Raw genomic sequence first — 15415 nt, 5'->3', positions numbered from 1 at the left:
ACGAGAGCAGGCTTCCGGCCCTCTCCCGGACTCTCGCACTCCACCGCGTTCCGCGGCGGAGTGCGTCCAGGAAATAAGGGGCAACAGTTGTGAAAACTGCTGCGGGGAGCCTGCTCTCGTACAGGTTGCCGTGTAGACCGTACCGTGCCCGGCCCCCGGAAGGACCGGGCACGGTAGAGCCCGACGGCGCAATATCAGCGCTTCGAGTACTGAGGCGCCTTGCGGGCCTTCTTGAGGCCGTACTTCTTACGCTCGGTGGCACGCGGGTCACGGGTCAGGAAGCCGGCACGCTTGAGGGCGGGACGGTCCTCCGGAGTGACCTCGATGAGGGCACGCGCGATGGCGAGGCGCAGGGCGCCGGCCTGACCGGACGGGCCGCCGCCGACCAGGCGGGCGTGCACGTCGAAGGTCTCGGTGCGCTCGACGGTGACCAGCGGGGACTTCACCAGCTGCTGGTGCACCTTGTTCGGGAAGTAATCCTCGATGGTGCGGCCGTTCAGCACGAAGTTGCCGGAACCCGGCACCAGGCGCACGCGGACCACGGCCTCCTTGCGGCGGCCGACGGTCTGCACCGGGCGGTCGATGACGACCGGGGCGGAGAAGGTCTCGGCGTACTCGGCCTCGGCCTCGTAACCGTCACCCTCCTCGACGACCTCCACGGCGGTGTCCTCGACGACGAAGTCGTCGTTGAATTCCTCAGGAGCGGTCACTGGGCCACCTGCTTGATCTCGAAGGGGATGGGCTGCTGGGCGGCGTGCGGGTGGTTCGGGCCCGCGTAGACCTTCAGCTTGCGAATGATCTGGTTGCCCAGCTTGTTCTTCGGGATCATGCCCTTGACGGCGCGCTCGACCAGACGGTCGGGGCGGGTGTCCAGGATCTGGCCCACGGTACGACCCTTCAGACCACCGGGGTGGCCGGAGTGGGTGTAGAGGACCTTGTCCTCACGCTTGTTGCCGGAGACGGCGACCTTGTCCGCGTTGATGATGATGACGAAGTCGCCACCATCCACGTTCGGGGCGTAGGTCGGCTTGGTCTTGCCGCGCAGCAGGTTGGCAGCCTGCACGGAAAGACGGCCGAGCACTACGTCAGTGGCGTCGATGACGTACCACTTGCGGGTCACGTCACCGCCCTTGGGGCTGTACGTAGGCACAGTGCATCCCTGTCTGTCGTAGGTTTTGCCAGCCAAGCGTGAGGTCGAGCTGATTCCCGGCGGCCGGTGGAGACCCGGGGCTCGTACGACAACCGGTTACCCGGCCGTACCGCACGCCAACGAGCCACCTTACCAGCGAGGGTGGCCGTCTCCCGAATCGGTCCCGGCGGGCAGGGAACACCCGACCGAAGAGTGATCCATCTCACAGTCTAAGCGGAATGAGTGCCTCCGGTACGGGCATTGTAAGGGGAACGGGAACCATCGCGACGGTTGGTCCAGCCGTCCTGCCAATGGAGGCCGCCATGGCGATCAGCACCCAGCCGACCTATTCGCGCGCAGCAGCGACGCCCCACCCGCATGCGGCCGCCATGCGCCGGATCCTGCTGACCGTGGTGACCGGCAGTCTGGTCTTCCTGATCCCCTGGATCGCGTACCTCTCGGTCAGCCTGCCCTCCGAACGGCAGGTGAGCCAGTGGGACATCGCGTGGGTGGGCTTCGATTTCGCGCTGGTCGGCGCGATCGGTATGACCGCCTGGCACGCCTGGCGGCGCCGGCAGGTCTTCATTCCGTGGGCGATGATCACCGGGACGCTGCTGATCTGCGATGCCTGGTTCGACATCGTGCTCGACTGGAACAGCCCGGATCTGTGGTTCGCCCTGCTCTCCGCCGGCATCGGCGAACTGCCGCTGGCCGCGCTGCTGTTCTACGCGGCCCGGCGGCTGCTGCGACTCACCATCGAACGCGCCTGGGCGCTGACCGGTCACACCGGACCCGCGCCCCGGGTCTCCCGGGTCGAACTGCTGACCGCCACCAGCTGGCTGCGGCTCGACGATCTCGCGGCGGACGGATCAGATGTGCAGGGGCGGGCCCGGATCGGCGCCGCGCGCGGGTCCGGGAATGGTGTAGCGCAGCGTGTCGATGCCGAAGCGTAAACAGTCCTGATCCCGGGGATCACCGACGGTGGCGATGCCCGCGTGCGGGAGGCCGGACACGAACGGGGTCACGGCGCAGGATTCGTCGACCGGGCTCGCGGTCCCGCCACCGACCCGAATCACGGTGTCGGCGGACGTGGTTGACGCGACCGGGTCGGACCGCTGGTCGGAGTGCGCGCCCAGCAGCGACAGCGCGGCCGCGCCGACGATGATCGGAGCGCCGAAGGGCTTGCGCATCTTGTTCCACAGCTTGCCCTTGCGCTGCTTGCGGTCGCCCTCGGAGCCGGATTCCGAATCCGGCTGCCCAGCCGCATCTTCCGGCGTTTGCGGATTCGCGCCGCGCGCCCCCGTCGACATCGACCCACCGTACATCCCGCCGGACTGACCAGGTGCATTTCCACCGGATCCAGCAAAACTCCCGCGACCCGAACCGGACGTATCCCCCTCGGGCACATAGGGACCGGCCGGGTAGCCGCCGGTGTTGTACCCACCCTGCTGCCCATAGCCGCCCGAGCCGTATCCGCCCTGACCGTACTGCCCGGCGGCACCCTGCTGCGGGGCGTACTGGCCACCCGCGTTCGGCTGCGCGCCGCCCGGACCGTAGCCGCCCCGGGCGGCCGCGTCGGAGCCCGGAGCATTCGCCGAACCGTAGCCCGCGCCGGCCGGGTAGCCGGAAGACCCGGCGCCCGGTCCGGATTGACCGGAACCGTAGGAACCACCGGGTCCGTACTGGCCGGGAGGTTGCCCACCGGACTGGCCGTAGCCCGGCTGCCCGGCCGCCTGGCCGTAGCCGCCGGCCGGCCCGTAACCGCCGGAGCCGTGCGGTCCGGCGGGCGCACCGCCCGAACCCTGTTGCGCGCCTCCGGCACCCGTGCCCTGTGGCGCGCCTGCACCTGCGCCCGGCCCGGCATCGGCGGCGGTCGTGCCCGGCTGACCGAATCCCTGCTGACCTGCATCGGCGCCGCCCTGGCCCATGACCGTGGTCAGCTGATCATCGGCCGGCGACCCGGGCGGCCGCATGAACCGGCCACCCACGCCCTCCAGCCCGGGCGGCAGCGTGCCGCGGCCGCCGGCCACCGGCTGCGGCCCGGTGCTCGGATTCTCGGTGCCACGGGGAACCCCTTGGCCCGCATCGCCACTCGGCGACTGCCCTGCCGCCTGCGCGGTGAGCCGCGCGACCTCCTCGGCCGTCATTCGCTGGGTCAGGCCGCCGGGTCCGGTCGGCGTTCCCGCGCCACCGCTCTGAGATGCAGCCTCCTGCGCGGTGATTCGCCTGGTGAGCCCTGCTGCCGCGGGATCGGCGACGGCCTGTGGGCCGGTCCCGGCTGCCTGCTTCGCCTGGGCGGCGGCGGTCATGGCCGCGGCCTCCTCGGCAGTGAGGCGGACGGTCGCACCCGCCGGGTCGGCACCCGAGTGATCCGGCGCGGCGGCGGAATCGACCGTGGGCTGCGGGCCGGTGCCGCGCGCGGAATCCGGTCGCTGTGCGCCGGATTCGGGTGCGGGCGGTGAATCCATGTGCCGGGGAATCAATTCCGGCTGGTGGGCCAGCGGCTCGGGCTGACGCTGCAGTGGCTGCCCGGCGGCCGGGCCGCCGGTGACATGACGCGGACCCTGTTCGATCGGGCGCGCATCGGCGCCCGCCGGCTGCGGCGCGGCGGCCACGGGCCGGTCGTAGGCCGGGTCGCCCTCGCTGTCGGCGACCAGCAGATGGGTCGCGCCCAGGACCAGGGCGTGCATCGGGTGGTCGGCGACCTGGAAACGGTGGCCGAGATGGTTCTGAAAGGCCAGGCGCAGTGCGTCGTTGAAGCACACGTTGCCGGTGAGCAGCACCGTCGAGGTGTCGGCATTGATGGCGCGGGCCGCGGCCATCACCTCGATGACCACATTGTCGGCGGCGTGGGCCTCGTGCAGCGCCTCGGCGGTGATCGCGACGCTGACCGACTCCGTGGGCTGATCGTCATTGCCGTGGACGGCGACGACCAGGCATTCGCGGCCGTCGGAGTAGACGCCGACCGCGCCGACCGCCGGACCGCGACCGGGCGCGCGCACCAGACCGAGCGCGCGGACATAGCCGGAGAGCGCGACCGATTCGGGCAGCGGCTCGGCGGGCACGCCGAGTTGCTCTACCAGGCGCACGAATTCGTCGACCTTGGGGTCGGGCCATTCATCGGGGAAGGGCAGCGCGAGCACATCCGGCGCACCGCCGAGGTGCTCGACGATGGACGCGAGCGGATTGTGCATGCGGGCCCGGAAGACCAGCTCGGCCGGCCAGGTCGCACCGGCCACCACGATCTGCGGGTGCCCGATGATGTCGCGCACATCGGAGATGGCGATGCCGACATCGGGACGCCGGTCCACGCCGGCAGTGTGCAGCCGGCCGGACGAATCCGCCAGCAGGTATGCGGGTGGTGTGTATGTGCTTTCGACCTGGACCGGGCGAATGGGCGAACCGCCGCCACCGGCGGCCACCGACACCACGTCCCAGCCGAGATGCACTGCACCAACTCGAGCCGTCACAGTCATCAGTCTGCCTGCTCGCTTCGCAGCGCGCGCGACCGAATCCAGACTTCGCACCCCCGCCTGCGCGAATGGCCGATCACGCAGCCGACTTCTTCAAGCGCAGGCGCGACCAGGTGAACAGGGCGAGCAGCACGGCGATCACGGCGAGCACCGAGACATCCAGTGCCCACGCGCCGACGGTGTGCTTCCAGAAGTGGTCCTGCTGCGCCGCCGCCGAGGCCGACAGATTGGGCAGATCGACCGTGGACGCCCCCGCGGAATAGCCCCAGCGCGAGGGGAACAGCCAGGAAAGCTGGTCCAGCACAACGCGGCCCGTCACCGGGATCATGCCGCCCGCCATCACCAGCTGCGCCATGATGATCACCACCAGCAGCGGCATCACCTGCTCGTTGGACTTGGCCAGCGCGGACAGCGCCAGACCCAGCACCACACAGGTCACGGCGGTGAGGGCGACATCGAGATAGAGCTCCGCCGGGCCGTAGGGAATCACCGCGCCCTTGCTCGGCGGCTTCTTCACCGCCAGCACGATGCCGATCATCACAGCCGACTGCAGCAGTGCCGCAAGGCTGAAGACCACGACCTTCGACATCAGGTATGCGCCGGAACGCAATCCGACCGCGCGTTCCCGGTAGTAGATGGCCCGCTCGCCGACCAGGTCACGCACCGTGAGTGTGGCGCCCATGAAGCAGGCGCCGAGGATGAGCACCACCAGCAGCTGCTGGGCCTCGCCATTGTTGGCGCGCACGAAACTGCCGTCGGGCGCCTGCACGAAGCCGACGGACTCGAATCCGCTCTTGCCCTGTACGACCAGCGACAGGCCGCCCAGCACGAACGGCAGGATCGCGAGGAACGCCAGATAGCCGCGGTCGGCGAAGATGAGCCGCAGCTGCCGCCGCGACAGCGTGGAGAACTGTTTGAGCGGACTGGATTTCGGTGCCTTCGCCCGTTCCACCGGTTTGACCGGCGCGGGCGGCTCCGCGAACGCTTGGCGGGAGCGGAAATTCGCGAAGGCCCCGTCCGGATCGGCGGCGACACGGCCGAAGATCTCGGCCCAGTCGCTGGTGCCCATGACGTGGCCGACGCTGCCCGGGTGCCCGCAGAAGGCGGTCTTGCCGCCGGGCGCGAGCAGCAGCACCTGATCGCACATGTCCAGGCAGGCCACCGAGTGGGTGACCACGATGACGGTGCGCCCGGCATCGGCCAGTTCCCGCAGCATGGTCATGACCTGCCGGTCCAGCGCCGGGTCCAGGCCCGAGGTGGGCTCGTCCAGGATCAGCAGCGAGGGACCGGTGAGCAGCTCCATGGCCACGGAGGCGCGTTTGCGCTGACCGCCGGAGAGCCGGTCCACGCGGGTGTCGGCGTGCTGGGTGAGCGAAAGTTCCTTCAGCACATCGGCGATCACCTGCTGGCGATCGGCCTTGCTGGTGTCCGGGGGCAGGCGCAGCTGGGCAGCGAAGTTGAGCGCCTGCTTGACCGTCAGCTGCCGGTGCAGCACGTCGTCCTGCGGCACCATGCCGATACGAGAGCGCAGCGCCTCGTACTCGGCGTGCAGGTTGCGGCCCTCGAAGGTGACCACGCCCGCGGACGGATGCGTCGTTCCCGCAATGAGTTTCGACAGGGTCGACTTGCCCGCGCCGGAGGGGCCGATCATCGCGGTCAGCGAGCCGCGCCCGGCCTGCATGTTCACGTCGATGAGCAGCTGCTTGTTGCCCTCGACGGTGAACGAGACGCCGTGCACGTGCAGGCCCTGCTCGGCGACCGGCCGCTGGCGATGGACCAGCGTGCCCTCCTGCACGACGAAGTCGACGTTACCGATGGTGACGATGTCGCGTTCACGCAGCAGCGCCCGCTGTTCGCGGCGGCCGTTGACGAAGGTGCCGTTGGCCGAGCCCAGGTCCTCGATGGCCAGGCCCTGCCGGTCCGGCACCAGGCGGGCGTGCCGGCGCGAGGCCATCGGGTCGTTGACCACGATCTGGTTGTCGCTGGTACGGCCGATGTTGAGGCCGTCGCGCGGAATCCGGTCGGCGCGCGCGATGGCCGCGGTGGAGGCGCGGGCGCGGATCGGCGGCAGCGCGGAGGTGTCCGCCTTGGTGGTCATATTGATGTTGTCAGCGGCGGCCGGAGGCGGCGTATTCACCGGCGGGCGAGGCACATTCGGCGTCGCCGAGGTGCCGGGAGGCGGAGTCTGCCGCTGCTGCAGGGGATTCGGCTGCTGGTGCTGCACCGGGTGCGGCAGTTGATGCTGCGGCCCGGACGCGGGCCGGTTCACCGGCGGCCGCTGCGCGAGATTCGGGTTGGCCTGGGCCGGGTTGGGCCAGGCCTGCTGCGGATTGGGCCGCTGCTGCACCGGCGGACGCTGCGCGAAGGGCTGCACCGGCTGCTGGGCCTGCTGCGGCTGCCCCGCCTGCGGCATCGGCCGCGACGGCGGCCGGTTCGGCGGCGGCATCATGCCCGGACGCTGCTGCTGCGGCGGCGTGCCTCCGCCCCGGCCGGTCTGCGGCAGCAGGTGCAGCAGCGGCCCGGTGATGGCATCGCCGAGCCGCACCTGGGTGGGCCGGTTGATGACCAGTGGCGTGGTCAGGCGGCGGGCGTCCACGAAGACGCCGTTGGTGCTGCCGTTGTCGCTGAGCATCCACGACCCGGCCTCGTAGCTGAGGGTCGCGTGCACCCGGGACACCAGCGGGCTGTCGACGAACAGCGTCACCTCCGGCGCCCTGCCCATGGTGATCTGCTGGGTCGCGTCGAAGACCCGCTCGGTTCCTTCATGACGCACGGTGATCTGCTGCGCCCCCGGTGAAGACATGGCTGGATAATAAGCGAAGCCCCCGAAGTCCGGCGTTGCGCTCATCGGCCGCAGGCTCGATAACGGGACAGAGATCGAATCGGCCTGCGAGGGAGTGCACGTGGCGAGACGCCAGGGGGAGGCGGTGCGCACGCGCCGGTCCGGGGGGATTCGCCGCGTGGTCGTGGTGGCGGGGGTACTGGTGCTCGCGGTCGCACTCTTGTCCGGATGTACACGAACTGTTCACGGTCGCGCGGTTTCCATCTACGACGACCCGTTCAAGGTGGCCGGTCTGCCCACCACCAGCGGACCCAGCGGTCCGCGCGCGGGCGCCCCGAATTCAACGCTGACCGCGCAGGATTCCGACGGCGGCCAGGTCGACCACCTGGTCCTCAACGCGCTCGACGATATCCAGACCTATTGGCAGGGCGAGTTCCCGCTGGAGTTCGGCGGCGTTTTCAGCCCGGTCGGCAAGTTCATCTCGTGGAGCGCCAAGACGCCGCGCTCGCAGGCCGGGCAGTTCTGCGGGGAGTCCAGCTACCGGCTCGTCAATGCCGCGTACTGCCGCCTGGACGGATCCGTCGGCTGGGATCGCGGGGTGCTGCTGCCCGCGGTGGCCGACGAGTTCGGGAAGATGTCGGTGGTGATGGTGCTGGCCCACGAGTACGGGCACGCCATCCAGGAGATGGCCAAGCTCGTCGGCCGCCGCACCCCGACCATCGTCAAGGAGCAGCAGGCGGACTGCTTCGCGGGGGCGTTCATCCGGAACGTGGCCGAGGGGAAGGCCAAGCACTTCACCATCAACACCTCCGACGGGTTGAACGCGGTGCTGGCCGCCACCGTCGCCTTCCGCGACGCGGACCCGGACGATCCGCAGAATGTGCACGGTTCGGCGTTCGAGCGGGTGACCGCGGTGCAGATCGGTTTCACCGACGGGCCCAAGGGCTGCAAGGCCATCGACCAGAACGAGATCGACCGCCGCCGCGGCGATCTGCCGCAGACCCTGGGCAACGACTCCGGCCACGGCCAGTCCGACGTGAACCAGGCCAACCTGCAGGAACTGACCAAGGCCATGGCCGCCATCATGCCGATCCCGGACGAGCCCAAATACAGCTACGGCTCGGCGAAACTGAACTGCCGCAACGGCGCCGACACCGTCCCGGTCACCTACTGCCCTGCCACCAACCTGATCGGCACCGACGTGCCCGCGCTGCACGATCGCGGCGTCTCCAACGCCGACGACCAGGACGCCCTGCCCGCCGATGTGACCGGCGATTTCACCGCCTACATCGTCTTCATCTCGCGCTACACCCTGGCCGTGCAGCATGCCGCGGGACTGCCGCTGAAGGGGGCGAAGACCGGCCTGCGCGCGGCCTGCCTGTCGGGCGTGATCTCCGGAAAGCTGGCCGACCCCAACCGAAGCAAGTCCCAGGGCGACATCTCACTGTCGGCGGGCGATCTCGACGAGGCGGTCTCCGGCCTGCTCTCCGACGGCCTGGCCGCCAGCGACACCGACGGCAAGACGGTCCCCAGCGGCTTCTCCCGGGTCGACGCCTTCCGCGCCGGCGTCCTCGGAACCCAGGACACCTGCTACTCGCGCTACACCTGATCGCGCCTCACCCGAAGGGCGGGGGTGCGACCGGCTCCAGACGGAGCACCCGGTTGCCGAGCATGATCTCGGTGCCGGCGGCGAGGGTGAAGGGCTGATTCGGTTGCAGCCGAATCCAATCCCGGTAGCCCTGCGGGCGGACCCGGGTGCCGTTGGTGGAGCCGTGGTCGACGATGGTGATGTCCCAGTTCACCAGGCGGATCTCGGCGTGGACGCGGGACATGCCGCCGGAGTTGTCGTCGATTCGCAAGGGCAGCAGGCCCGCTCGCACCGGATCGGAGTGCTCGGGGTCGCGGCCGACCACGGCGTCGGCGGCCACCATGTAGGTCATGCCGTCGTCGAGCACCAGCATGCCCAGCGGCGGCCGGATCACCTCGGCGGGCTGCTGGGTCTGATCCACGGGCATGCCGCACACGGTGCAGAAGGCAGCCCGCGGATCGCTGGGATGCGCACGTGCGCACTTGAATCCGAGCACCTTGACGGTGAGCGCGGTGGCCTTGGCGGTGGCCTCCAGACGGCGCTGCAGATCCGGGTCGGGTTTGGGCGCGGGGTTGGTGCCGTTCGCCTCCCGGGCGCCGCCCATCTCGGTCGGCGCGCGGTGCAGGTCGATGCCCTCGGTGTCCGGATCCTCCTGGGCGGGTCCGGGCTCCGGGTCCAGGCTCGCCGGAATGCGATTGGAGGTGCGGGTCGGAATCAGGTTGGGGTCCAGGGGAATCGCTTCCGGCTGCGGATCTCGCTCCGCGTCGAACGCCGCGGTCGGCGGCGGCGGTTCCACGACCCGCTGCCGCGCCCCGCCCGGGCGCCCGGGCCGTCGCGACACCACCGGCTCGCCCTCGAACCACACCACCGCGCCCGCCGCCGGCGCGAGACCCTCGATGAGCGAACCGATTCCGCGCCCGGGTAGCTCCGGCGGCCGGTTCCCGTCGATGAACAGGGCGGCGGCCCGCGCGGGCCGTTCGGCCACCCGGTCCACGGTGAAGGCGGCATCACTGCCGCGGTAGTACTCGACCACGGACCCGGCCAGCAGCGCCGTCACCGATCCGTGCAGGAAGATCGCCAATCCACCGGTGTCGGCGGCGGTCAGGATGCCGAATTCGATGGGCGCGCCGGGCGAAATGCGCTCGGCCTCCTTCATCAGCCAGCGGGTGGCGTGCCGCGCGACCAGCCGGCCCGGCCCGTCCGGGGCCTGATCCGTCGCGTCCGCGACCAGCTCGCCCAGCGCCCGCGCCGCCACCACGGCCTGCGATCCGGGCGTGAGCGCCCCCGGCTCCCGATGCGCCACCAGGATGACCGCACCCGCCACCCGGCTCACCACATGGCCGCCCGCGACCACCTCGACCTGCCGATCCATCAAGGGAACCGACCCCCGAGGAGCACACGGCAGGGATTGTTCAACACAGCACCCAGGTTACTCAGCGGCCTTTCGGAGTCGCGGAGCGGCGGTGGGAGCCCGGTATGCTCCGGCAGGTACGGCCTGCCCCACCGAATCATCCAGGAGTTCCCGCAATGGCGATGAGTCCAGGCACCATCGTCGGCGGCTATCGGATCGTCCGCGTGCTCGGTTCCGGCGGCATGGGCACGGTCTACCTGGCCAAACATCCCGAACTGCCGCGCATGGACGCGCTCAAGGTGCTCTCCTCCGATCTGACCGCCAATGAGGAGTTCCGCGGCCGCTTCGAACGCGAGGCGAATGTGGTTGCGGGCATGGACCACCCGAATATCGTCTCGGTCCACAATCGCGGCGAGGAGAACGGCCGGCTGTGGATCGCCATGCAGTATGTCGAGGGCACCGACGCCTCGGCCGAGCTCAAGCGTGATCCGGCCGCGGTGCCGCCGCTGCGCGCACTGTCCATCGTCACCCAGATCGGCCGCGGCCTGGACTACGCGCACCGCCGCGGCCTGCTGCACCGGGATGTGAAGCCCGCCAACTTCCTGCTCTCCAGCGTCGACGGCGAGGACGAGCGCGCCCTACTCGCCGACTTCGGCGTCGCCAAGTCCACCGAGGACACCACCGAGCTCACCCAGACCGGCAGCTTCGTGGCCACCATCGCCTACGCGCCGCCGGAACAGCTGTCCGGCCGGCCGCTGGACCACCGCGCCGACATCTACAGCCTCGGCTGCTCCTTCTTCAAGCTGCTGACCGGCCGGAACCCTTATCCCGCAACGCAACCGGCGCTGGTCATGATGGGCCACCTGCACGAGCCGCCGCCGCGCGCCACCGACGTCGACCCGCACCTGCCCGCGACGCTGGACGATATCTTCGCGCGGGTCATGGCGAAGAACCCGGCCGAGCGTTTCAACTCCTGCCGCGAGTTCACCGACGCCGCCACGGCCGCACTGGTGCCCGGCTACAACCCGGTGTCGACCACCACCTCGCCGACCTATCCGATCCAGGTCGCGCCGCCGAGCCTGCTGCGATCCGGCGGCGAAACCACAGGCGGCATACCGCTTTCCGCGTCCGAACCGACCGAGACGGGGCCGACCCCGCGCAACCGCAACCGGCTCTACATCGGGATCGGCGCGGCGGTGGTGGCGGTCGCGCTGGCCGTGGGCATCGCGATCGTGGCCACCGGCGGCGAGACCAGCTCCGCCACAACGGCTTCCAGCGCCGGAGCCTCGGCAACCACCACGGTGGATCCCAATCTGAGCCCGGTGGACAAGGCGCGCAAGGACAATCCCGCCTTCGCGGGCAAGACCGTCACCATGGTCGACGTGACCGGTGCGCAGTTCAACACCAAATACAGCATCTACCTGGCCGGCACCCCGCAGGCGAAGTTCCTGGAGAGCCTCGGCTTCGTCTACAACAACGAGTACCAGCCCAAGGGCGACGAAGCCTCTCCCCGCCCCTCCGATGGCTACGGGTCGCTGACCGTGCCCGACGATTCCTACATCATCGCGGTGCGCAGCGACGAAAAGGCCGGTGGCGGTGGGCTGCTCGGCCTGCCGAACGAGATCACCAGCTCACGCGCGATCGTCGTCCCGCTCGACGACCCGGCCGCGGTGGCCGCGCTGCGCAGCTGGACCCCGGATTCCACGCAGACCCTGGTCAACAAGCTGGTTCCGGTGCTGCACAACAGAATCAAGTAGGCGTTACGACCAATAGTTCGTACCGATTGTTTGCTGATGGAGGGGGAACATGCGCACGGTGAGACGGGCGGCCGTGGCCGTCGCCCTGGTGTTATCGGCGGTGGTGACAGGCGCCTGCGGCTCGGGTACCGAAGCGGCCCCGGCGCCCGCCGAACCGGCGATCGACCTGAGCAAACTCGACACCGGCAATCTGCCCACCCAGCCCAAGCACTACGACAAGGCGACCGATCCCGACCTGGCGCGGGCTGTGCAGGCCGAGCGGCTGGCCAACTACATTCCGCTGCCTTCCGAGGTGAATCCACAGGTCCGGTACCCGGCAGCCGCAGTGAACGGCGCCATCCGCCCGTTCATCGATTTCGGTTCAGGCGCCATGAAATTGCGCACCAACGCCAAAGCCGATGTGCTGAAGGCCGCGGCCCCGGGGTTCATTTCGGGCTTCGTCACCACCGGCGACTCCGACAAACAGAACACCCTGGCCTACGAGTACTCGAATGTCGTGCTGATGTTCACCGATGACGCAGCGGCGAGCGCCGCCGCTCGAGCCCTGGGCCAGGCCGACTTCGACGCCGTCCCGGGCAGTCAACGCCTGCGGATCGACAAGTATCCGGACGCGTTCGTCTATCTCGACACCCAGTACAACTTCAATGCCACCGTCCGATCCTGGTATGCCACAGGCAGATTCGTCCTCTTCACCTACGTCTGGGACGACGTGATGGCCGAGACCGGGGTGAGCGATCCGGCCAAGCTCACCGCCCGGGCGCAGCTCGGCCTCGACGCCATCCCGCCCGCCCTCGCCAAGTTCCCGGTCATTCCCCAGGACCAGCTGACCGAACAGCCCGTCGATATGGACGGAGTCCTCGGGCGCACGCTGCCGACGGTGCACGACGATCAATCCGAGCGCGGCATTCCGGGCGTCTACGATCGGCACGGCGGACTGCAACTGTTCCCCGGCGACGACAATGCGGCACTGTTCGACAAGGCGGGTGTCGACCGGGTGGCGTTCAACGGCGGCACCGTCTTCCGCGCCCGCGACGCCGCGGGCGCCGACGCGATCGTCGCCGCGCGCAGCGAGACCTCACGCACCTTCCGGCCGGCCGAATCTCCGGCGAATCTGCCGAATGCCCAGTGCCGCAAGTACACCGGTCCCGACAAGTTCGCAATCTCCCACTACTGCTACGTCAGGCACGGTCGCTTCGCCGCCGAGGTTTCGGCGAACCAGCTCCTCGATGCCCAGCAGCGCATCTCGGCGCAGTACGCCCTGCTCGTCAATGCGGAACACTGAGGGGGAACGGAAAACCATGCTCTCGCGCAAACTTCGAATAACCGCCCTGCTCACGCTGACCGTCGCCGCGGTGGCGGGGTGTGGCCCGACCGTCCAGGGCAGCGCCCACCCCGGGGAAATCGACGTCCGCACACTGGACGTCGGCAAATACTCCACCGATCCGCTGGAGTTGCGCTACGAGTACTCCCCCGACATGGCCAAGGGTTTCGAACTGGCCGAGCAGCGGCTGGCCGACCACGTGGTCAATGCGGCGGATGTCGATCCGGAATTCAAGTACAGCACCGGTATTCAGCCCTTCAAGGATTCGGACGGCGCCACCGCCGTACTGGCCAAGGTCACCGCGCCGATCCTCGATGCCGGCAAGATGATGTTCGGTGTCGCGGTGGGGCACAGCGTGAAACAGCCGGACAAGTACGGCAAGGCCCCCGACGACAGCGCGTTCACCACGGTGACGGTGATGCAATTCCCCGATGCCGCGGCGGCATCGAAGGCTGCCGCGGACTTGGAGAATGCAGACTTCGGGGTGGCGGCCGAGGTGAATCAGCACGTGGCGCTCTCGAAATACCCTGATGCCCACAGCCATTGGCGTCCAGGCGTGGCCAGCATCGGGTCGACCCTGGCACACGGCAGCTACGTCGTGGACACCTATCTCGGGGTGAAGGACCCCGACCTGTCGAAACTGACGGCCCTCGCCGAAAAGGTCTACGACGCCCAACTGCCACTGCTGGATTCGCTGCCGCCCCTGGACCGCGAGGGCGTCCTGCGGCTGCCCTTCGACGCGGACGGAATGCTGCGGCGGACCCTCGCCACACAGGTCTATTTGGCGCCCGACTTCGCCAACCAGGCGGTCGCCGAACCGCGGGGATTCCTGAATCGGGTGAGCGACCAGGACTTCTGGGGGCGGCTGGTCGCCGACAGCGGCATGGATCGATTCACCACCTCCGGTGCGTCCTACGACGGCGTCAGCATGCTCTTCCGCGCGCGGGACGCGCAGGCCGCCGAGCGTCTGTCCGGGGCCATTCTCGCGCACGGCTATTCCGCCGTCGCGGACGCGCCCGCCGGGGTGCCGAACGCGAAATGCGGGGAGACCAGCGACCAGAACCGGAACAGTGGCGCCAAGCGCTTTCGGTGCATGGTCAGCTACCGCCGCTACACGGGTGCGGTCGAGTCGAATCAACTCGCCGACGCCCACCAGCGGGCGGCCGCCCAGTACGCCTTGCTGGCGAACAGCACCTGGTAGTCGGTTCGGTGGCGAGCTGAGCCGGGCGGAACCGGCGGGTCATGACCTACGTCCAATAGCACTGAGAGGTCGTCCGCCCGCGAATCGAGAGGAGACACCGTGGCCGGTGCATTCGAAGCCAGTAATGAGCTCATTCAGGCCAAGGCCCAGGAGTTCCAGCAGACCCACGACATGCTGATGCATGCCATCGCCGATCTGAAGCGCGATGAGGACAGCATGGTCGCCGGTGCGAACTGGAGGGGCGGTGCGGCCGACGCCTTCAATGCGTTCATGCAGCGGTACTACTTCCAGGCCGACAAGCTCAACGACAAGCTGGTGCACACCGCCGAGACCCTGATCAAGGTCGGCTCCAACTACGAAGAGCACGACAAGGATTACGAATCCAAGGTCAACGCGCAGATCTCCAGCCTGGACCTCCCGGCTGTCTAGCCGATTCGGTCTCCCCCCTCATTCGGACCAGTGGCAAAGGAATTCACCATGGCAGCAGTAGACGGCCGGATCATCTCCGCCCATTTCGAGGGCGTCGCCGACGGCGCGAACTCGATCATCCGCCGCGCGGAGGTCATCCGCGACCAACTCGAGGCCTTCCACCGCAGCGTGGAGGAGTTCGTCCAGAACAACTGGAAGGGTGACGCCAACGACGCGTTCGCCGACCTCCAGCGCACGTGGAACCAGCACGTCCTCCAGCTCAACACCACCCTCAACGGCGCGGCCACCCTGGTCCGCACCGGCAACGCCGAACTCCAGGCCAAGGACACCGCCCTGGCGGGCCTGTTCTGACCCGCCTGTCGGTTTCCGGGTGGTGGGCAGGGC

12 protein-coding genes are annotated in these 15415 nt (G+C 69.1%); 7 read left to right on the top strand and 5 right to left on the bottom strand.

What is annotated here, in order from left to right:
* Positions 1-194: 194 nt before the first annotated feature.
* Together rpsI and rplM are read right to left on the bottom strand one after the other, a co-directional pair.
* A complete protein-coding gene (gene rpsI / locus ACFXHE_RS10200) occupies positions 195-710 on the bottom strand; it encodes a 30S ribosomal protein S9 (protein ID WP_379381762.1) in 516 nt (171 codons plus the stop codon).
* Positions 707-1150, bottom strand: coding sequence for a 50S ribosomal protein L13 (gene rplM / locus ACFXHE_RS10195; RefSeq protein ID WP_326309446.1), 444 nt, complete (start codon positions 1148-1150; stop codon positions 707-709). The genes rpsI and rplM overlap by 4 nt, the downstream gene beginning before the upstream one ends.
* 302 nt (positions 1151-1452) lie before the next feature.
* Between rplM and ACFXHE_RS10190 the strand changes: the two genes are divergently transcribed.
* A complete protein-coding gene (locus ACFXHE_RS10190; protein ID WP_379381760.1) occupies positions 1453-2082 on the top strand; it encodes a hypothetical protein in 630 nt (209 codons plus the stop codon).
* Here ACFXHE_RS10190 and ACFXHE_RS10185 read toward each other — a convergent pair.
* Both ACFXHE_RS10185 and ACFXHE_RS10180 read right to left on the bottom strand, forming a co-directional pair.
* The gene (locus tag ACFXHE_RS10185) at positions 1999-4599 is read right to left on the bottom strand and encodes a hypothetical protein (protein WP_379381758.1); all 2601 of its coding nucleotides are present in this window, start codon (positions 4597-4599) and stop codon (positions 1999-2001) included. The two genes, ACFXHE_RS10190 and ACFXHE_RS10185, sit on opposite strands and share 84 nt — an antisense overlap.
* Positions 4600-4678: 79 nt before the next feature.
* Positions 4679-7405 carry an ATP-binding cassette domain-containing protein gene (locus ACFXHE_RS10180; protein ID WP_379381757.1) on the bottom strand — a complete coding sequence of 909 codons (2727 nt, stop codon included), beginning with the start codon at positions 7403-7405 and terminating at the stop codon, positions 4679-4681.
* Positions 7406-7505: 100 nt separating this feature from the next.
* Here ACFXHE_RS10180 and ACFXHE_RS10175 point away from each other — a divergent pair, with 100 nt between their 5' ends.
* Entirely contained in the window at positions 7506-8993 is a 1488-nt protein-coding gene (locus tag ACFXHE_RS10175; RefSeq protein WP_379381755.1) for a metallopeptidase, read from the top strand.
* 7 nt (positions 8994-9000) lie between these two features.
* On the opposite strand, the gene ACFXHE_RS10170 is transcribed toward ACFXHE_RS10175, so the two are convergent.
* Positions 9001-10344 (bottom strand): FHA domain-containing protein, encoded by a 1344-nt coding sequence (locus tag ACFXHE_RS10170; RefSeq protein ID WP_379381753.1) that lies wholly within the window; start codon positions 10342-10344, stop codon positions 9001-9003.
* Positions 10345-10499: 155 nt separating this feature from the next.
* Here ACFXHE_RS10170 and ACFXHE_RS10165 point away from each other — a divergent pair, with 155 nt between their 5' ends.
* The 5 genes from ACFXHE_RS10165 to ACFXHE_RS10145 all read left to right on the top strand — a co-directional run bounded on the left by ACFXHE_RS10165 (position 10500) and on the right by ACFXHE_RS10145 (position 15382).
* Positions 10500-12080: a serine/threonine-protein kinase gene (locus ACFXHE_RS10165; protein ID WP_379381751.1), complete on the top strand. Its 1581-nt coding sequence runs from the start codon at positions 10500-10502 to the stop codon at positions 12078-12080.
* 49 nt (positions 12081-12129) lie between these two features.
* On the top strand, positions 12130-13362 hold the full coding sequence (locus ACFXHE_RS10160) for a hypothetical protein (protein ID WP_379381749.1): 1233 nt from the start codon (positions 12130-12132) through the stop codon (positions 13360-13362).
* Positions 13363-13378: 16 nt separating this feature from the next.
* Complete coding sequence (locus ACFXHE_RS10155; RefSeq protein WP_379381747.1) at positions 13379-14602, top strand: hypothetical protein; 1224 nt, start codon at positions 13379-13381, stop codon at positions 14600-14602.
* Positions 14603-14701: 99 nt separating this feature from the next.
* Positions 14702-15031, top strand: a complete 330-nt coding sequence (locus ACFXHE_RS10150) for a WXG100 family type VII secretion target (RefSeq protein ID WP_379381745.1) — start codon at positions 14702-14704, stop codon at positions 15029-15031.
* Positions 15032-15079: 48 nt separating this feature from the next.
* Positions 15080-15382 (top strand): WXG100 family type VII secretion target, encoded by a 303-nt coding sequence (locus ACFXHE_RS10145; RefSeq protein WP_354830360.1) that lies wholly within the window; start codon positions 15080-15082, stop codon positions 15380-15382.
* Positions 15383-15415: the final 33 nt, after the last annotated feature.

This window comes from Nocardia sp. NPDC059229 (assembly GCF_042754165.1).
Classification (GTDB): Bacteria; Actinomycetota; Actinomycetes; order Mycobacteriales; family Mycobacteriaceae; genus Nocardia.
Note: the sequence above shows the minus strand (reverse complement) of the source record. Positions and strands in the feature narration are given on the sequence as shown.

Bases quoted from the DNA above. Each gene is read 5' to 3' on its own strand.
- ACFXHE_RS10190 (WP_379381760.1), top strand. From the start codon at position 1,453: ATGGCGATCAGCACCCAGCCGACCTATTCGCGCGCAGCAGCGACGCCC.
- ACFXHE_RS10180 (WP_379381757.1), bottom strand. From the start codon at position 7,405: ATGTCTTCACCGGGGGCGCAGCAGATCACCGTGCGTCATGAAGGAACC.
- ACFXHE_RS10170 (WP_379381753.1), bottom strand. From the start codon at position 10,344: ATGGATCGGCAGGTCGAGGTGGTCGCGGGCGGCCATGTGGTGAGCCGG.
- ACFXHE_RS10165 (WP_379381751.1), top strand. From the start codon at position 10,500: ATGGCGATGAGTCCAGGCACCATCGTCGGCGGCTATCGGATCGTCCGC.
- ACFXHE_RS10160 (WP_379381749.1), top strand. From the start codon at position 12,130: ATGCGCACGGTGAGACGGGCGGCCGTGGCCGTCGCCCTGGTGTTATCG.
- ACFXHE_RS10155 (WP_379381747.1), top strand. From the start codon at position 13,379: ATGCTCTCGCGCAAACTTCGAATAACCGCCCTGCTCACGCTGACCGTC.
- ACFXHE_RS10145 (WP_354830360.1), top strand. From the start codon at position 15,080: ATGGCAGCAGTAGACGGCCGGATCATCTCCGCCCATTTCGAGGGCGTC.